Raw genomic sequence first — 19,971 nt, 5'->3', positions numbered from 1 at the left:
TAAACCATAAAAGGAATTAAAGAACAAAAGGAGTAAAATGCGGGAAGAGCAAAGGGAAAAATTAAAGAAAATCATCTTGGATCTTATCAAGGATCCAAGCTACCACCCCATGAAGGAAAAGGAACTTTGCTTCTTTCTTGGCGTACCCAAAGAAGAAAGGGCTGCCTTTCAGGAGCTTCTTATGGAAATGCAGGAGGAGGGCGTTATCGGCATTTCCCTGCAAGGGAAATACAGCCGGGCGGAAAGTTTCTCCCAAAAGGGGACCTTTCATGCCAATCGGCGAGGCTTCGGCTTTGTTTCTCTAAGTGAAAAAGAGGAAGAGGTCTATATTCCCAAGGGAGAAGCCGGCAACGCCATGGACGGGGATCTGGTAAAGGTCATTCTTACCAAAAAATCTGAAAACGGCAGCAAGGCAGAGGGAAAAATCAGCAAGGTTTTAGAACGGGCCAACAAGGAAGTGCTGGGGCTTGTAAAGGAAAAGCGGGAAGGGCTCTATCTTTCCCCGGATAATCCCAAGCTTCCGGATTGCATTTTGATTTCCCCGGGAAGGGACAAGGGGGCTGTGCCCGGAGATAAGGTGGTTTTGGAAATCCTCTCTTATGGTCCTTCCAAGGAGAATAAAGCCCCGAGAGGTCGTATTCCCCGGAAAAGAATCAGCCCTCTTCTCTCCTGCCCCGTAGGAGAAGTGAAGGAAATCTTAGGGCATAAGGATGATCCTGGAATGGATGTGCTTTCCGTAATTCGTTCCTTCTCCTTACCCGAGGAATTTCCGGAGGATGTGCTTTTAGAGGCCAATCATCTTCCCAATGCCGTTTCTCCTGAAAAGGCGGAGGAGCCGGGACGAAAGGATTTTCGGAAGCTTACTACCATCACCATTGACGGAGAAGATGCCAAGGATTTGGATGATGCCATTTCTTTGGAATATTTTCCGGAGAAGGAAGAATACCGCCTTTACGTGCATATTGCAGATGTGAGCGACTATGTGAAGGAAGGAAGTGCTCTGGATTTGGAAGCTTTGGAGCGGGGTACCTCCGTTTACCTGACAGACCGGGTAATTCCCATGCTGCCGAAGGCCCTAAGCAACGGCATTTGCTCCCTCCATGAGGGAGTAGACAGACTTTGCCTTAGCTGTATTATGGACTTCGACCGGGAAGGCCGCCCCCTCTCCCACGAAATCACTCCCTCCATCATTTGCTCCGATAAAAGAATGTCCTATCACAAGGTAACAGCGCTTTTAGAGGACAAGGAATGGGAGGACCCGGAGGAGAAGCTTTCTTATCTGCCTTTCCATGAGCTTCTTACGAAAATGCGGGAGCTGGCGAGACTTCTTCGAAAATCCAGAATGGCCAGAGGAGCTTTGGACTTTGATTTTCCCGAATCCAAGGTGTATTTTGATGAAAATGGAAATATTTCCAAAATCTGTGCAGAGGAAAGGGAAGAATCCCATAAGATTATTGAGGAATTCATGCTCATTGCCAATGAAACCGTTGCTGAAGAGTATTACTGGCGGGATATCCCCTTTTTATATCGTATTCACGAAAAGCCGGATTGGGAAAAATGGCAGAATCTCTCCCATGTTCTCTCCTCCTTTTCCTATAGTTTAAAGGCAAAGGATCCGGACAATCTGCGACCGAAGGCTTTGCAGGAGCTGCTTTCCAAATTAAAGGGAAAACCGGAGGAAGCCATGCTCAGCAACATGATTCTTCGTTCCCTAAAGCAGGCCAAGTACAGTACAGAGCCGGAAGGGCATTTTGGACTGGCCAGTAAATATTACAGCCATTTTACCTCTCCCATCCGCCGTTATCCCGACCTGCAGATTCATCGTATTATTAAGGAAAATATCGCCTATCAGGAAAATGAGAAAAGGCGCAGGCATTATGAGCGGATTCTGCCGGAAGTGGCTCTCCAAAGCTCTCTTCGGGAAAGACGCGCAGAAGAAGCGGAACGAGATTGTATGAAGCTGAAAAAATGTCAGTACATGAAGAACTTCTTGGGAGAGGTCTTCCCGGGAAGAATTTCCGGTCTTACCCAGTACGGCATTTATGTCACTTTGGAAAACAGCATTGAGGGCATGATTCCTCTTCGCTTTATGACAGAGGACTACTACATTTTCAATGAGGAGGAAATCAGTCTTAGAGGCGAGGCAAGCGGAAAGACCTTCCACATGGGGGATCCGATGTGGATTTCCGTTTATGCGGTGGACACCCTAAGCAGAAGTATTGATTTTCTTCCCTACTATCCGGAAGATGCAGAAGGAGGCAATAGTCTTGACTAAGGAAAGCATTAAGCAAATCGCCAACAATAAAAAAGCCTTTCACGACTACTTTGTGGAGGAAAGCTTTGAATGCGGAATTCAGCTTTTCGGAACCGAAGTAAAGTCTCTTCGTTTGGGCCAGGCTTCCATTAAAGAGGCCTTTTGTCAGATTCGTAACGGGGAATGTTTTGTGGTGGGCATGCATATCAACCCCTATGAGCGGGGCAACATTTTCAATAAGGATGCCTTAAGAGACAGAAAGCTTCTGCTGCACAAGCAGGAAATCCATAGACTTTTGGGAAAAATCAAGGAGCAGGGTTATACTTTAATGCCCCTTTCCCTTTATTTTAAAGGAAGTCTTGTGAAGCTGAACATGGGACTCTGCCATGGTAAAAAGCTTTACGATAAGCGGGAAGATATGAAGAAAAAGGCCCAGAGAAGGGAATTGGAAAAGGAATTCAAAAAGGCGAATATCAGAGTATAGTTGAGCTCGGAATCTATGAATCTTCATTATCTCTTAAGTAACAGTTCTTTAAACGCCTAATGATTTCTTCTTTACTCTGGCGCAGCCCTAACTGTTTTATATCCAGCTCTTCGCTTTCCATCTTTAATAAAAATTCAGAGATATCTTTTTTGATGATTCCCTTCGTGGGAATCATCATTTCTTCTCCCAAAAGTTCTGACATGCGAAATACATCATTTCTGTGTTTACGGATATCTCTACTATCTATTTTTTCGCCCAATTCTCTTCTTTCCGTCAAATCCAGCCATGCCTTCATTTTAAATGGAATCAAGTAAGGAGTATTCAGAATACTAACTCCATCCAATATCACCGGCTCATTTCTAAGAAATTGATAATAATCATCATCCAAGAGAATTGCTGATAGGCTCGATAACTCCTCTTCCAGAAGAATCGGTGTTAGCACTGCGTTCTCCGGCAATACCATTTTATCCGTTCTTCTGGAGAATATTTCAATCATGGCCGGATAAGAGTCGTTTTTAGGTTTAGAAAATCTATAAAATTGACTCTTACTACTACTTTTGTTTCTATGTTCATATCCTGCTTCCAAAATATAATCCCAAAATTTCCGACCAAACTCTACAGTCAGGACTTCAAGAATCAGAACAAGATCGAGATCTTTGGTCACTCTAAATTCCATATCAAAGTTCGACATCAACAAGTCGCAAGCGGCACCACCAATAATAATGTAGTTGGATTCATAGCCTTGAAACCATTCTCTAAAACTATGTAAGCCTCTTATCATATTTCTTCCTCCAAAATACTTCCATCATTTCTGTAAGAGAAATCTGTATGCGTTCATCTGCATTATCCTTTAAACTTAGATATAAGGAAAGAGCATCTATCTTCCCCTTCATTCCAAACAGCTTCGGATCATAATGCCATATTTCCAGCTGAATTTCTTTGTCTATATCCGTCATAAAATCATAGCTACTACCATGAAAATGTAGAGTAGCATAAGTCTCTATTTTTGAAGGACTTAGCATAGAATATTCTGATAATGCGGAAACTCCGGCCTTTAAGAATTCTTCCTTCAAATCTTTTCTTTCAATGTACAATTTTTTCTTTACCGGAGAAATTAAAAATTTTTCTGCAACTGTAAATAATTCTTTTCCATGAAATTCCGAAGTAATATACTTACTAACACCTCTTTTATTACTCTTAATAATTCCGGTATCTTCCAGCTGTTTTGCAGCTCTGCTAATAGTCATTAATGAATAGGACAGATGATTTGACAGCTCACTGAAACTAAGCTCCTCTTGTCCACTATATAGGAAATATAAAAACAAAACCTGTGTCGCAGGACTGATTTTACCAGGAATTAATCTTCTTTTGCTGAATTTTTCTTGCAATGCCACTCCCATAAAGGGAAGAAATATCTGCATCCCTTCCATCACAAATGGAATTCTTGCCTTGATTAGGCTTTCCCTTTGTCTGGGTAGACATTCATTAAGCACTAAAACCACAGGAATATTTACTATTTCAGCAAGTTTTTGTACATGCTTTTTCACTGAAACTATATCTTCCATTTTCCCTTTTATGTACATGAAGAGACAGTTTGTTTTATCTAACTTTACCTTTTTAAAAGAATATCGATCTGTTAGAAAATATGGTATTTTTTTTCTATCCTCCCAATCTTTATATTCTGTTTTTATATCAAGTACCTGCTCTATATACTCCATATTCACTCCTCCATAACTATTAAAACACATTATAACTTTATTAGTGTTATAATTCAATTATAATGTTATAGCATGGTGAATTGTAGCTATAATATCCTCCCATAAACTTTAAAGAAAAAAAAAGCCACTGTTGAAACTCTAACTTTTGTGGCAGTTCAGAACTCCTATAGTAGCTTTTTTTATAATAAATTTTGCTTATAATGAATTATTCTACTTTACCTTTACGCTTTTACTTCCATATTATGAGAGCATAAAAGTAAAGTATTTTAATGCAACTAGATGAAAAACATTCTCAATAATAATTCAACAAATTTCCCGAAATCTAAAATCCTAATTCCTCATTCACCAAAATCACATGAATACGATCTGTATGGCGAGAATAGCGGGTAATCAAAATCTGACAGCAGATGGTATCCGGAGATTTACAATCTGAGCACTTTCCCGTTACCTTACAGGGTGTCTTAATATCAAACCTTTGGGTATTGGTGGGAGCCGCCACATTTCTGGCTCTCTTCATGGCACTGTCCAGGTCCGGACAAATCTTCTGTATGCCCACAATAAAAACCACCTTCTTCGGTCCCTGAGCAATACAGGACACTCGATTGGAATTCCCGTCAATATTCACAAGCACGCCATCATCTGTCATAGCATTTGCACTGGCTAAGAATATATCCGCATCATAGGCCGCAAGCAGTGCTGCTCTGGGCTCCATTTGACTTCTATCTATGAAATTATATTCCCCTTCCTTTAAGGCAGATACAAGCCCGATTTCCATAGCGCTCATACAACCGCCCATGGAAATGCTGCTGCCCTTGGGAATAAGATCCAAAGCCAGCTTTAAAGCCTCTTCCTTGTCCTTGGCATAATAGCCGGTCATATTTCGAGACTTTAAGCCCTTAATAACCGTCTCCGCCAATAACTCATTTCTTTTCTTTCCGTAAATGTCCATAAGCACTCCTTCCAATAAGACTCAACAGAATATTTTTAGCATGACTTCCAAAGCATTTCAACAGATAAGGCTGAAGAATTCCCTTTAGACTTTTGCTATAAGCCATACCGTAGTAGTTTTTCAATAGATTTAGCAAAGCAAAAAGCCGATGGGGGATTTTGAGGTAGACAATCTGAGCTCGTCGGTACTTAGCAAGAACGAGCAAAGCGAAGTTTGAGCTTAGTACCGCTACGAAAGCGAAGTTAGCGAAGGCATGTATACTAAAGAATCCCCTTTAGACTTGTGCTATAAGCCATACCGTAGTAGTTTTTCAATAGATTTTCACCATAGATTTGGCAAAGCAAAAAGCCGATGGGGGATTTTGAAGTAGACAATCTGAGCTCGTCGGTACTTAGCAAGAACGAGCAAAGCGAAGTTCGAGCTTAGTACCGCTACGAAAGCGAAGTTAGTGAAGGCATGTATACCGAAGAATCCCCTTTAGACTTGTGCTATAAGCCATAACGCAGTAGTTTTGCTATAGATTTAGTAAAGCAAAAAGCCGATGGGGGATTTTGAGGTAGACAATCTGAGCTCGTCGGTACTTGGCAAGAACGAGCAAAGCGAAGTTCGAGCTTAGTACCGCTACGTAAGCGAAGTTAGCGAAAGCGTGTCTACCGAGAAATCCCCCTCGGCTTTTTGCGTATCCTTATTCTATTATATAACTACGAGGCTATGGCTTATGCATCCCTCAGTCTTGCGCCCTTCTCCTCCAAAGCCTTCAAAAGACTATTGGTACATCCTACAATCTCCTGCTCTGTAAGGGTGTGGTCCTTGGCTCTGATGCTGACCTTATAGGACATGGACTTGTAACCCTCCTGTACCTGTGCTCCCACATAGATATCGAAAAGCTCAATCTTCTCCAAAAGCTCTCCCGCTCCCTTTCGGATAGCATCCTCCAAGTCACCGGCCATCACATTTACCGGTACTAAAAGGGAGAAGTCACGGGTAACCGCCGGGAACTTTGCCACCGGCTTATACTTTCTAAAGTCTCCGGAGAGAGGATAAAGAGCATCTAAGTCCAGAATGGCCACATAGGCCTTTTCTTTCATATCAAAGTTCTGCAATACCTCCGGATGAATTTCTCCCAAGGAGCCTAATAGCTTTCCTTCGTAAGAAATATTCGCCTTTCTTCCCGGATGGTAAAATGCCTTTTCGCAATCTTTATCATAGTGGAAATTTCCCTGCAAGCCGGATTGACGAAGCAGTTCCTCCACCTCTCCCTTTAAGCTGAAAAAGTCTCCCTCTCCAGCAAAGCCAAGGGTTAAGGTCATTCTCTCCTCCGGAAGCTCTTTCAAGGGAAGCGCCTTGGGGATATAAATTTTAGCCATTTCGAAAAGCTTGGCATTCTTGTTCTTGTGATGCTCATTTAGGCTTAAAGCCTGTAACATTCCCGGTACAGAGCTGGTACGCATTACGGAGAAGTCCTCTCCCAAGGGGTTGGCAATGGTAATCTGCTGCCACTCCATAGCATCCTTGGGAAATAAAAGTTTTTCATAAACCTTCTTGGATTCAAAGGAATAGAAATAGCTCTCGGAATAGCCCAAAGCCTCTGCCAAGTGCCGAAGCTTCTGATTTAACTGTAAATCTTTGGCCTTGCCTCCAACGGTGGTAGCCTTTGGCAGGGTGCTGGGAATCTTGTCATAGCCATAGAAACGGGCAACTTCCTCCGCAATATCCGCCATTCTCTCCAAATCCTGTCTAAAGCTTGGAATAACAAGGGATAGCTCCTCCCCATTTGCACCGTTCTTTACCTCTACGGAAATCTCTAAAGCTGTCAAAATCTTCTTCATTTCCTCTCCGGAAAGAGAAAGTCCTAAAAGATTGTTGATGTCAAAAACGGAAACTGTAAGCTTGGTATCCTCCCGCTTTTCAGGATAGCAGTCCAACATTCCTCCCACTACCTCTCCTGCTCCAAGCTCTTCAATCAAGGTGCAGGCTCTATCCATAGCCATTTCGCAAAGGTTTGGATCTAAGCCTTTTTCAAAGTAAGCGGAAGCATCCGTACGAAGTCCCAGCTTTCTTCCGGAAAGACGGATATTGGTGCCGTCAAAGCAAGCCGCCTCCAATACCACATTTTTCACCTGATCGGTAATCATGGAATTCTCTCCTCCCATGATTCCTCCCAAGGCAATACTTCTTTCCCCGTCCTTAATGCAGAGGATGCTGTCACTAAGCTCATGCTCTACGCCGTCCAGGGTGGTGAAGCTTTCCCCTTCCTTGGCTCTTTCCACAATAATCTTATGTCCCTTGATGGTGTCGTAGTCAAAGGCATGCATGGGCTGTCCCAGCTCCAGCATCACATAGTTGGTGATGTCCACGAAATTATTGATTGGACGAATTCCTGCGGTGCGAAGACGAATCTGCATCCATAGGGGTGAAGGAGCAAATTGCACATTTTTAATCAGTCTTGCGGTATAACGTTTGCAAAGCTCCGGAGACTTTAATTCCATGGAAAGATAAGAAGAAACATCCTCCTGATTGCCAAGTTTTTCAATCTTTGGATACTGAAGAGCCTGCTTAAAGGTAGCAGCCGCCTCTCTGGCTAGTCCCAGTACAGAGAAGCAATCCACACGGTTAGAGGTAATTTCATACTCATGTAAAATATCCCGAAGGCCTAAAAGTTCTGCCGCATCCACTCCCACCGGAGTTCCTTCCGGGAAAATGTATAAACCGCTCTCCGGTGCTTCCGGAAACAAGTTCTTTTCTCCTCCAAGCTCTTCAATGGAGCACATCATGCCGTTGGAGGGAACCCCCCTTAGCTTTCCGGCACGGATTTCCACGCCATCCTTGGGCTTACTGCCGTCATGGGCAACTTTCACCTTACCCCCGTCCAAAACCACAGGAACCACGTCTCCCTGCTTCATATTCTGTGCACCGGTAACAATCTGAATCTGTTCATTTCCGATATCTACCTGACAAATGGAGAGCTTGTCCGCATCCGGGTGCTTCTCCAAAGATAGGATCTTTCCGGTAACAATCTTTTCCAGATTCTCCCCCAAATCCTCCATGGTTTCTACCTTATTTCCTGCCAATGTCATGGCATCCCGGAATTCCTGTCCGCTTATGGAAAGTCCCGGAACATAGGCTCTCAGCCAATTCATGGATGTATTCATATTTTCCCCCTAACTCTTAAAACTGCTCCAGAAAACGCAGGTCATTTTCATACAAAAGACGCATATCATCAATTTCATACTTCAAAAGGGCAATTCTTTCTAAGCCCACACCGAAGGCGAAACCGCTGTATTCCTTGGAATCAATGCCGCAGCTCTCCAAAACCTTGGGATGCACCATACCGCAGCCCAAAATCTCAATCCAGCCCTCTCCCTTACAGAAACGGCAACCCTTTCCCTTACATTTAAAGCAGGACACATCCACTTCTGCGGAAGGCTCTGTAAAGGGGAAGTGATGGGGACGGAGCTTGGTCTTGGTATCCTGTCCAAAAAGCTCCTTGGCAAACAAATCCAGCGTTCCCTTTAAATCGGAAAAATGAATATTTTTATCAATGACCAATCCCTCAATCTGATGGAAGGAGGGGGAGTGGGTGGCATCCACCGCATCGGAACGGAAAACTCTGCCCGGACAAATCATGCGAATAGGCGGCTTATGGGTCTCCATATATCTTGCCTGAACAGAAGAAGTCTGGGTACGAAGCAAAATGTTGGAATTGATGTAGAAGGTATCCTGTTCATCTCTTGCCGGATGCCCCTCCGGAATATTCAGCTTCTCAAAGTTGTAGCTGTCATACTCCACCTCAGGTCCCTCCACCACCTCATAGCCCATGCCGATAAAGATTTTCTCTACCTCTTCCAGCGCTAAGGTATTGGGGTGGGGATGACCATAACGAATCTTCTTGGCAGGAAGGGTAATATCAATAGTCTCCTCCCGCATTTTGGCTTCCCGAAGACTTCTTTCCAGGTCTTCTCCATGGCTCTTAATGCTCTGCTCCACCTTTTGGAACATTTCATTTACCAATTGCCCGAACTTGGGTCTTTCCTCCGGACTAAGATCCTTTAAAAGCTTCTTCGCCTCAGTCAGCTCTCCCTTCTTTCCTAAGAATTGTACTCTGATGTCATTTAAGGCTGTCAAATCCTTGGAACCTGCAATCTGTTCCTCTGCCCGTTTTACAATCTCTTGCAATACTTGATGATCCATACACTCTTCCCTTTCCACTTTAATTTTGTTCTGCTTCCTATTACAAAGGAAATCCGCTTTCTTTCGAGAACTATTTTAGAGTTGTTCTTTTTTAGTAATAAAAAAGCCCCTGTCTGTTCTCAAACAGACAGGGACGATTGCTCGCGGTACCACCCTGTTTTTCGATTCCTTAGCTCCAAAATAAAGCTAACACCGGAATCGAACCCTCATTTTGAATGTAACGTATTCCACGGTTTTTGCTACTCTTTTTCACAAAAACAGCTCCGGCGGGAAAATTCCATCGGGAAGATAGAAAGGACTTTCAGCCAGGATCCCTCTCTCTATGCTATCTTTTCTCCCTTTGTACTGGGCGCCATCCTCGCTTTTCATCCGACAGTTTATTGCCTAATGAAAGAAAAGTCAAGCATTCTGCTCAGGCTCATTCTTTTTCTCTTCTTTCTTTTCTTCTTTATTTTCTTCTTTCTCTTTGCCTAAATCTGTTGCTTCACTCCAGACACGAATCTGACTCTTAGTGGTTTTCTTCACCACATACATGGCATAGTCCGCATTTTTCTGGAGCTGATCCGGATTAGTTCCTCCTTCGGGGTACCAGCTGACACCGCCGGAAAGTCGAAGCTGCTTCTTTTCTCCATCCGGAAGCATGATGAAGCTGTTGTCAATGGTCTCCTGTAATCTTTCAATCAAGGCATTGATACGGCTCCGATTGCCCTCTTCATCAAAGATAAAGGCATTGAACTCGTCTCCGGAAATACGGGAATATATGGCTTCATCCCCCAAGCCTTCTCTCATGGCATCGGAAGCACAGCGGATATATTTGTCTCCATATTCATGGCCGTAGGTATCGTTTACAATCTTCAGATTATCCAGGTCCATCATGATATAAGCACCGATAGCATTTCCTCCGCCTTTTTTCTCCAAAAGCTCTCGGATTCTTCTTCCAAAGGCTCTTCGGTTATAAAGGTCTGTAAGGAAGTCATGGTCTCTTTCGTATTGCAGATTCCTTTGTTCCTGTAAAAGTCTATCGGACAAGTCCTCCAGAGCCTCCGACATTTGATCAATCTCTAAAATGCCGGTTTCTCTAAGACGAAGTTTATCCGTCGTCTTATTACTGCGAATCGCCAGCGCCAGCTTCCGAATAGGCTTTTGCAAAAATAGGGAAATCACAAGGCTTCCCACGATTCCGATACCCAGAGTCAGAATAATGGTAACGGACATGACGAATGTCATCCTATCCGCAAAGCGGTTCATCGTCTTATAGGGAATAGCCGCTCCCAACTGCCACTCCATATCAGTGAAAGGTCCTACTGTGGAAAAAAGATGTAAAGGCATACTGAAAGTAAAATAATTCTTCTTATCCGAAACAACTTTCCCTTCCCGGTCTTCTCCTATCGTAGCTTCTATCGAATTGAGCTGAATGATATCCTGATAGCTTGTACTGCTTCCCTCTGAATTTCCGCTTTTATGAATACTGAGAAAATACGAGGCAGTTCCACTACCGTCCAATTCTCTGGAGGGCAGATTTTGCTTCAAATAATCCACCAAAATATCCACTCCCAGAACTCCATACACCCGTCCGTCGGAAAGCCGTAGGGGAACTGAATAGGCAATGGCTTCTCTGGTTTCGCCGAATAAGGTATAGGGTTTACTCCAAAATCCCATATCCTCCCAGGTTACATCCGGCTTACTGTAAAAGGTCGCTTGGGTAGGTTCATATAAAAAGTCATAATAGGGCACATCTGCCGTACCGAATTGAAAGCTGGTATTCCAGGTTTTATCGGTAGCAATCTGGGTATTTCGTACCACCAAAAGAGGAGAGCGTTCAATCAGTAAATCCAAGTTTTCCGAGCTGGCTCTGGATTCCGGATCCAAATCTCTAAAGTACAGGCCCGGCTTATCCATATATTTCTTGGACGTCATACTGTCTTCCAAGTTATCCGCATTTAATATCATAAAAACGCCTGTAACGTGATTGGTCCGCATCATACTGATTAAGTCCATACTGACTGCACTTAAGAAGGGAGCGGCATTTTCGGAACTGTCATCAATAGCCTCAATATCCATCTTTCCCGCATCCACAAGCCCATCTGCCAAAAGATTAATCTTTTGCACGGTTTGGCTGACATTCATCCACTGATTCACCATCAGGCTTTCCAGATAATTTCGTCTTGCTTCCACACGACTTTCGATGATATCTTGGGAATTTTTATGAATCAGAGAAAACAAGCCCTGACCATAAATAGAAATCATCAAAATCAAAATCTCCAAGATAACCAACCCCATCAAAGGAATCAATATTTTCGTAAAAATCGGTTGTTTCTTCATACGCGTCCTTTGGCAACTTTTGCTCCCCGTATTGATAAGGAGTCTTAACTATCTGACAACAAATAATTTATTTCCTGTAATATAGTCTCATAATACTGTTCAAAATTCTCGTCATTATCATACTCCGCTATAGCATCCTCTCTGGATACGCCGGAAGCCATTGCAGTCTCAATCTTATACCGATCCGACAAAGCCTTATCCTGAAGCTCATATTCCAGAGCTTTTCTAATTTCTGCCAGATTAATGATGGAAGGGGTAAAATACAAGGTGTTGGAAGACATGGTGGACAAAGCCTTTTCCAAAGAAGGATCCATTCCGCTCCCCTTCTCCTTGTCAATAGCTTCCACGGTAAAGCTGTCTACACGTACCGGAAGATATTCTGCAGAAATGGCGAACTGGGCATTTTCCTCATAGCTGGTCAGCCACTTTAAAAATTGAACGGAAGCCTCCACTCTCTTCTTATTTCCTTGAACAACACCCATGCCGATCCCCTGCTGCATCGCAATCTCTTCCCCTCCTTCAAAGTGAGGAGCCGGCAAAACAATATCGGTAATGGCATGTTGTTCCCGGTCCGAAATAATCACTTCCTTCGGAAAGTAAACACTGGAAGCGGAAGATGCGGTATAGGCCAGAATATCTCCTGTCTTCACATCATCGGACCGAAAACGCCCCTCAGAGGTGAAATAGCCTTTAATAATAGGAACATATAAATTATCCCACAGGGTTTTCATCACTTCTTTTGGGAATTGCACCTTAGGATTTCCTTCCTCATCTACAGAAATTAAATTCACGCCCAGCTCTCTGGCTCCTACCAGCATATAGTTCGCATAGTCATCAATGCCGTAGAACGCTTTGCCGTCATCCGGCGTTTCCGTAAGCGAATCCGTATACCGGTAGTATTTTTCTGCAACATTCAGTAAGCCTTCTTTGGTGCTTAATTCCGAAAGAGATGTTCCGGTAGCTTCCGCAAAGCTATCCCAATCCGTTTTGTTGATATAGAGGAGCTCCGTGGACTTGGCCACAGGCAAAATCTTTACGCCTCCATATTTCCTCCCCAATCGCCCTTCCTCAAGAAAGCTCGGCACAAAAGCACTCCAATCTTCTTTGCTGAAATAGGAATCCAGGTCTGTGAGAACCCCTTCCTCTTCCAATATCATCGCTGTATCGGTATGCAAGCTGACGATGTCCGGATAATCCCCCTGGGCTAATTTCTTTTGGTTAATCCCGTATAAATTATTCTGCAAATCCAAGGTGGAACCGGGGTTATAGGCCTTCACCTCTACTCCGATATCCTTTCCACGACCTTCATTGAAACGATTAATCGTTCGCTGAAAGGCCTCCTGTTGAATACCGGAAAAATAGGTCCAAACCGTGATTTCCAAGGGCTCTTCTTTCACACTAAAACCGCCCCTTTCTTTGCTAAAGGGGCTTTCTGCAGAACTGACCACCTTGGTACCGCAGGCCAAAAGCCCCAGTGCCATGGTCAGTAATACCGGCAATTCTAAAATCTGTATTATACTTTTCTTCATTTCCTTAATCCTTACATTCTCCCATAGCCCATGCGTATTTTTGTACAAAAAAATATCGGCGTTGTTATTAATAGCAATAATGCATTTTGTATAGCACTATAATTTTTTAATAAATGGGAAAATTTTCGGCATTTAGGATGAGAGCAAATTCTCTTTCCCATCCAAAATGGCTTCCAACAACTTCCCCTCCCGGTCATATCGTAAAGTTAAAGAGAAAAATCCCTCTCCCTTTGCCAACAATTCCAGAAAGATCCGGTCTCCCTCCCAAAGGGGTAATGCTTTCACCTCTTCATAGGAAAAATATTGCAGTTCACCTTCCGAACATTCCTTTAAAGGACCTTCTTCCAGTACGGCAGTGAATAAAAACATATAGCTGCAATCTTTTTCTCCATAGAAAAAGCTTACGATTCCCCTTAGTTGATGGCTCAGGACATGCAGTCCCGTTTCCTCGAAAACTTCTCGGTAAAGACAATCCTCCGGGCTTTCTCCCGCTTCAAAATGCCCTCCTACACCGATCCATTTTCCTTTATTAATATCTTCCTTTTTCTTATTCCGGTGAAGCATTAACCATTTTCCCTCTTTCTCTACATAACAGAGAGTGGTTAATACACCGTCAGCAAATCTTTTCTTCTCCATACGCAACAGTATACACAAAAATTGCACAAATTCCAAGTGTGATTTTTGCGCAATTTACATAAAAACAAAGGTGCTTTCCTTTATTTTTAAGTTTTATATTCTCCTTTACTACGGTCTTCCGGATACTCCTGCCATGTAAGAAATGAGGACATTATTCCGGGAGCTTAAGAAAGATTCTCCACATATTTCTGCAAAACTCTTTAAGAATCAAGAAAAAGAGGACCGGCACTATGGCGATCCTCTTTCTAAGATGCTGACTAATTAATACTTGTCATCATCCGGTAAAATGCTTCTCTTATACTCAGTTTTCCGGATTTTTCCTAAATCCTTGGCTAAAGCCTCTTCTCTTTCCGCCTTTTCCTCAGTGGAGAGCTTTTCCTGATTCTGCAGCGGCGTTTTCTTTACTCCATCCTGCGGTACATAGTGAGCATCTCCGGGAATGGGAATCTGGGATAAATCCATACCATCCATACCGCTGATATCCACTAAAACCTGTCCTTCTTCTACCACGGATGCTTTCGTAGTTTTTGCCTTTTTCTTTTCTACCGGCTTCTTAACAGGAGTTTCTTCCTCCTTCAGCTCATCTGCTTCCGCAGCTTTTACTTCTGCTTTAGCTTCGGACTTTTTTTCGGTTTTAGCTACCGTTTTTTCTGCCTTCGCTTCCACCGGCTTCTCTTCTACCTGCTTATCATTCTTTGGTTCAGCAGGCTTCTCTTCCTTTTTTGCCACCGGCTTTTCTAATTTTGCTGTAGCAGAAGTTGGTTTTGCTTTCTCTACTACAGGAGTATTCTTTACTTTCTCTACTGCCGGAGAAGCTTCCGTCTTTTCCAATACAGGAATGACTTCTATATTATCAACTACCGGAGTAGCTACCGGAGCAGTCTCATCCTTCTTTGTTGCAGCAAAGCCATTTAATTCTCTCTTGTAAGGCTCTGTTCTTAACTGGAACTTCTCTAACAATTCGTTCAAGCGGTCTGCCTGTCCGGAAAGCTCTTGAGATGCTGCTGCGGACTCTTCCGCTGTTGCAGTATTGCTCTGTACTACGGAAGAAATCTGGTCAAGACCTGTAGTAAGCTGCTTGATTCCTTCAGCCTCTTCCTCGGATGCGGAAGAAATGGAGGTGATAATACCGTTAATCTTCTCGGTTTTCTGGGATACTACAGAAAGAGACTCTGCGGTTTCCTCTGTAATTCTTGCCCCCTTATTTACCGCCTCAATGGTTTCCTCGATTAAGCTGGAAGTGTTCTGAGCCGCCTTTGCAGACTTCTGGGCAAGGTTTCCTACCTCATCCGCTACAACCGCAAAGCCCTTTCCTGCCGCTCCTGCTCTTGCCGCTTCGATAGCCGCATTTAAGGAAAGGATATTGGTCTGGAAAGCAATATCATCAATGGTCTTAATAATCTTACTGATTTCCTGAGACTTCTCGGTGATGTCCTGCATTGCTCTGGACATCTCGTTCATCTTCTGGTTACTGGTTCCTACCGCACTGCCGGTTTCCTTGGAAAGTCCGGAAGCATGCTGAGACATTTCCGCTGTTTCCTTGATTTTTACGGAAATATCATTCATGGTTGCGCTGAGTTCTTCGATGGAAGATGCCTGCTCCGTTGCGCCCTGAGACAGGGTCTGAGCGGAACCGCTAACCTGCATAGCGGAAGAGTTTACCATATGAGAGCTGTTCTGAATTTCTCCCATGGTTACGTTTAAATCGTCTAAAATATCGTAAAGACTGGTAAGTAACGGCTCATACTCCCCGTTATAAAGCTGGGTATTCCAGAATTCGAAGGAGAAATTTCCCTTGGCAATCTGTTCCAACTTTCCTGCCAAATCCTGAATAATGCTTCGGATTCGTTCCACAACCTTTTCCATGCTCTTGGCAATCTGTCCGATTTCATCCTGGTAAGGATAGTTGATTTCCTTGGAGAAGTCTCCCTCTGCCACGGATTCTCCCACGTCGGCAATCTTCTTTAATGGATTTAAGGACTTCTTGATAAAGAAATAGCTGAATCCTACCAAGAGTGCAATTCCCAGAACGGAAAGGGGAATTGCCAGCATAATCATGTTACTGATTGCCTTGGTATATTCCTTTTCGGAAACCTCGATGGCTACCCACCAGGTTACGCCTTCTATCTTTAAAGGACGGGCATTAAACTGCACCAGGTCTCCATTTTCATTTTGAATATGGGTATTGAAGGGTTCTCCCTGATCCAGATAGGATTGAAGCTTTTCCATACTATCCGCAGGAAGAATATCGCTTAATTGCTTTCCCTTAGCCTCTTCGTTCATACTGAACATGATGTGACCGTTTGTATCAAATACATTGCTGTATAAGCTCTGGAAACGCTCATCCTTCTGTTCAATGATTTCAAAGGAAGTCATATCCATATCGACGATAACGATTCCCTTAAACTCATCCTTATATATAATCGGTTCAATAACGGATACAACCCATCCCCCATCTGCACTTTCATCCTCATAGGCATTGGTCAGATTTAATCCCTTATTCTCCTTTGCCTTCAGGTAATAGTCCTTCTGAGAATACATGCTGTAAGGGTAAACCATCAGCTTTCTCTTCTCCGCATCAGTTCTGCTCATATAGGGGGCGTAGTTTTCGATACCCTGATAAAAAGCATTCGGCTCCAAGAAAACACCGATTCCCACATAGGACTCATTATTGCTTAAAGAAGCATAAATGGAGTCCAAAAGAGTTGTCTCCGCATTATAGCGACTGGCGGGAATCGCTGCATCCACAATTCGGGAACGGAACATGGTTCCTGCCATAGTGGTGGGCTCTAAAATATTGTGCTGGTCATCCTCAATGGTCCAAAGATGGGAGGGAACCCCTCCCGCCATATCGTTCTGATCATATATACTTACAATGCCTTCTTTAATGGTGTTCGCCGTAACCTCAGCCTGGGTAACCACGTTATCCAGATCTGCAATTCCCAAACGAATCTTATCATCCATATTTCCTCGTAAAGCACCGTAAATGGCAGTCTTTCCCATGGAAATAATAGCAATGCTTAAGCCTGCCATTAAAATTATGCTAAGAAGTCCTATTGCCACAGACATTCTTGAACTGAGCTTCATCTTTTTCCAAAAGGATGTCCCAGTGGTATTGCTTCTTTTTTTCATTTTGTATTTTTCCTCCTTGAAAAATTCTACTTCCTGTTTTCTTCTCTAATTCATCGTCCGATTTAGCCTTTTTTATAAGGTAAATTCCCTTTTCCCCGGCACTTTCTTTATTTTTCACAAAAGACTTCAGATGTCCCCTGTAAACTAAGTGTCACATCCTGTGATACTCATTAAGAATATAAACAGCCCCTTGGGACTCAGCATTATCCCTAAATCAGGGGGTTGCAGTTTCTCAAGAGGCAGTCTTTTTTATTTTATGCTTAAGCTTAAGTATAGTATTAAACGCTCATTCTATCCTATACAGTTATATTTCATGAAGGCTTAATGCATATTTTTATGAAAACTCATTTTAAGTGTATTCTGATTAGTCCTCGTTTTTTAATTGAAAACGATTTACCAAATCATTCATGATATTGGCCTGGCCGGAAAGCTCCTCAGAAGCTGCCGCAGACTGCTCTGCCGTTGCGGTATTGCTCTGTACCACAGAGGAAATCTGATCGATTCCCGTTGTCAGCTGAGAAACGCCTCTAGCCTCTTCCTCCGATGCGCTGGAGATGTTTGTGATAATGTCGTTAATATCCTTCGCATGGTTGGATACGGTTGTCAAGGATTCTGCGGTTTCTTCCGTAATCTTGGCTCCCTTTTCCACCGCTTCAATGGTTTCCTCAATAAGGCTGGAAGTATTCTGTGCCGCCTTTGCAGACTTTTGAGCCAGGTTTCCTACCTCATCCGCAACCACTGCAAAGCCCTTTCCTGCTGCACCGGCTCTTGCCGCCTCTATAGCCGCATTCAAAGATAAGATATTGGTCTGGAAGGCAATATCATCAATGGTCTTGATAATCTTACTGATTTCATTGGACTTCTCGGTGATTTCCTGCATTGCCCTGGACATTTCTTCCATCTTTTGGTTACTAAGGCCTACAGCCTCCTCTGTTCTTTGAGAAAGCCCGGAAGCCTTCACCGCCATCTCCGCAGTTCCCTTAATCTGGGTGGAAATGTCGTTCATGGTAGCACTTAATTCCTCAATAGAAGATGCCTGCTCTGTAGCACCCTGAGAAAGTCCCTGAGCGCCGGAGCTTACCTGCTCCGCACCGGCGTTAACCTCCTTGGCACTGGTCTTAATCTCCGACATGGTTTTATCTAAATCATTGGTGATTTCCTGAAGGGAGGTAAGAAGGGGACGATAAGCTCCCGGATACTGCTCCGCATTGTCCAAAGAAACACGGAAGTTTCCCTTTGCCAATTCTCCTAATTTCTCGGAAAGATCGGAAATGATTTCCCGAACATGCTGCATAACACTCTGGATGGCAACCGCCAAGTCTCCGATTTCATCCTGCTGATCGTAGGAAACCTTTACATCAAAGTTTCCTTCCGCAACAGCTTTTCCTGCCAAAGCGATTCCCTGTAATGGATTTAAAGCCCTCTTAATTAAGAAGAAGCTGATGGCAATCAAAATCATAAGGCCTACAATACTGAAAACGGCACACATGATGACCAACTGATTTCTGGCTGCCATAAATTCACTGTCGGCAATACTAATCATAGACCACAAGGTGGAACCGTGAATGATTAATGGACGGAAGTACATTCTCTCTTTTACCCCCTCTGCATTCACCACCGTAGCCGTAAATGCTTCCTCCTTATCCATATTTTGGCGAAGCATTTCATAGGTATCCTTATCCAAAACTTCTTCCAGCTTCTTTCCAATAGCCTCTTCCTTCATGGAATACAAAAAGCTTCCGTTTGCATCTAAGATATTGGTTGCCAAAGAGGGAAAACGCTCATCGGTCTGCTGAATGGCGCTGAATACTTTAGTGTTAATATCCAGAATAACTGCTCCCACAAAGGCATTGTTTTCATCAGTAATAGGATTTCCCAAACTGATCATCTGAATATCCGGATGAAGGGTATCGCTGTACACATCGGTTAATACCATTTCTCCGGAATCCTTTGCCCCATTATACCAGGAAGCGTCCTTGTAAAAGCTGTACTGGTAGGCCATAACCCCCTTCTTTTCCAAATCCTCTGCGGACATATATACCCCGTAATCGGAAACATTGTCGGAGAAACCGTTTGGCTCAAAGAAGATTCCTGCTCCTACCAAATCCTTATTGTCGGTTAAGGCGGACTGTAAAGAATCTAAAATCACGGTTTCCGCATTGTAACGAGAAGCGGGAAGCTCCGCATTCACAATTCTGGAGCGGAAGGTCGTTGCTCCCATCCCCGGATTATTGACTACTTCTCCGGTAGCTCTGTCCTTTACCACCCACTGATTCTCCGGCGCCTGTCCAATGCCGTCATGCTGACTGTGCATGCTGTGAATACCGTTTTCAAGTGTCATGGAAATAGACTCCAAACGAGAAATAACCTGTTGCAAATCTCCAATGGCCATGGTGGCCTTATCGTTTAAGTTGTTGTCCAGAGCTGAACTGATGGAATGCTCTCCTGTCTTAATGATTGCCACACTCATGGCAAAAAATACCAATACACTGGCAATTCCTAAAATCATCGATAATCTTGTGCTGATGGAAGAACGCTTCTGCTTCTTCTCTACCCCAATACCCTTTTTCATTCTGTTCTTTCCTCCTTGAAAAAACAATCTCTACATTGCATCTGCTTTATTCTGTCACGTTAATAAGCCAAGGTATAAATCGGCGTTTTTCCGAGGAGGCATAAGAAAGAATTTGCATTTTTCGATTGAATAATGTTGTTATATTACATTTTTTCCATCGAATAATAGTTATATGACACACTTT

At 43.4% G+C, this 19,971-nt stretch carries 12 protein-coding genes and 1 other annotated feature; of the genes, 2 read left to right on the top strand and 10 right to left on the bottom strand.

Annotation, left to right across the window (positions count from 1 at the left end):
* The first annotated feature begins 37 nt into the window (after window positions 1–37).
* A complete protein-coding gene (gene rnr, locus HNQ46_RS00105) occupies window positions 38–2,275 on the top strand; it encodes a ribonuclease R (protein ID WP_183681353.1) in 2,238 nt (745 codons plus the stop codon).
* Entirely contained in the window at window positions 2,268–2,738 is a 471-nt protein-coding gene (smpB, locus tag HNQ46_RS00100) for an SsrA-binding protein SmpB (protein ID WP_183681350.1), read from the top strand. Before rnr ends, smpB begins: the two co-directional genes overlap by 8 nt.
* A 13-nt stretch (window positions 2,739–2,751) precedes the next feature.
* Here smpB and HNQ46_RS00095 read toward each other — a convergent pair whose 3' ends face one another.
* The 10 genes from HNQ46_RS00095 to HNQ46_RS00050 form a co-directional block, all read right to left on the bottom strand.
* Window positions 2,752–3,519, bottom strand: a complete 768-nt coding sequence (locus HNQ46_RS00095) for a hypothetical protein (protein ID WP_183681347.1) — start codon at window positions 3,517–3,519, stop codon at window positions 2,752–2,754.
* Window positions 3,500–4,456 carry a helix-turn-helix domain-containing protein gene (locus tag HNQ46_RS00090; protein WP_183681344.1) on the bottom strand — a complete coding sequence of 319 codons (957 nt, stop codon included), beginning with the start codon at window positions 4,454–4,456 and terminating at the stop codon, window positions 3,500–3,502. The genes HNQ46_RS00095 and HNQ46_RS00090 overlap by 20 nt, the downstream gene beginning before the upstream one ends.
* 322 nt (window positions 4,457–4,778) lie before the next feature.
* A complete protein-coding gene (locus tag HNQ46_RS00085; RefSeq protein ID WP_183681341.1) occupies window positions 4,779–5,405 on the bottom strand; it encodes a lactate utilization protein in 627 nt (208 codons plus the stop codon).
* A gap of 716 nt (window positions 5,406–6,121) precedes the next feature.
* Window positions 6,122–8,557 (bottom strand): phenylalanine--tRNA ligase subunit beta, encoded by a 2,436-nt coding sequence (gene pheT, locus HNQ46_RS00080; protein WP_183681338.1) that lies wholly within the window; start codon window positions 8,555–8,557, stop codon window positions 6,122–6,124.
* 16 nt (window positions 8,558–8,573) lie between these two features.
* Window positions 8,574–9,596 (bottom strand): phenylalanine--tRNA ligase subunit alpha, encoded by a 1,023-nt coding sequence (gene pheS / locus HNQ46_RS00075; RefSeq protein ID WP_183681335.1) that lies wholly within the window; start codon window positions 9,594–9,596, stop codon window positions 8,574–8,576.
* 126 nt (window positions 9,597–9,722) lie between these two features.
* Window positions 9,723–9,964: a binding site (T-box leader), on the bottom strand.
* Window positions 9,965–9,995: 31 nt separating this feature from the next.
* Window positions 9,996–11,918 carry a sensor domain-containing diguanylate cyclase gene (locus HNQ46_RS00070; protein ID WP_183681332.1) on the bottom strand — a complete coding sequence of 641 codons (1,923 nt, stop codon included), beginning with the start codon at window positions 11,916–11,918 and terminating at the stop codon, window positions 9,996–9,998.
* A 44-nt stretch (window positions 11,919–11,962) separates the two neighbouring features.
* On the bottom strand, window positions 11,963–13,447 hold the full coding sequence (locus tag HNQ46_RS00065; RefSeq protein WP_243155787.1) for an extracellular solute-binding protein: 1,485 nt from the start codon (window positions 13,445–13,447) through the stop codon (window positions 11,963–11,965).
* Window positions 13,448–13,579: 132 nt separating this feature from the next.
* Window positions 13,580–14,083: an NUDIX hydrolase gene (locus HNQ46_RS00060; RefSeq protein ID WP_183681326.1), complete on the bottom strand. Its 504-nt coding sequence runs from the start codon at window positions 14,081–14,083 to the stop codon at window positions 13,580–13,582.
* A 261-nt stretch (window positions 14,084–14,344) separates the two neighbouring features.
* Window positions 14,345–17,215, bottom strand: a complete 2,871-nt coding sequence (locus HNQ46_RS00055; RefSeq protein ID WP_183681323.1) for a methyl-accepting chemotaxis protein — start codon at window positions 17,213–17,215, stop codon at window positions 14,345–14,347.
* A 364-nt stretch (window positions 17,216–17,579) separates the two neighbouring features.
* Window positions 17,580–19,787, bottom strand: coding sequence for a methyl-accepting chemotaxis protein (locus tag HNQ46_RS00050; RefSeq protein ID WP_183681320.1), 2,208 nt, complete (start codon window positions 19,785–19,787; stop codon window positions 17,580–17,582).
* Between the last annotated feature and the right edge of the window lie 184 nt (window positions 19,788–19,971).

Source organism: Oribacterium sinus, from assembly GCF_014202695.1.
In the GTDB taxonomy this organism is placed as follows: domain Bacteria; phylum Bacillota; class Clostridia; order Lachnospirales; family Lachnospiraceae; genus Oribacterium; species Oribacterium sinus.
This window is presented reverse-complemented; position numbering and strand designations above follow the sequence as displayed.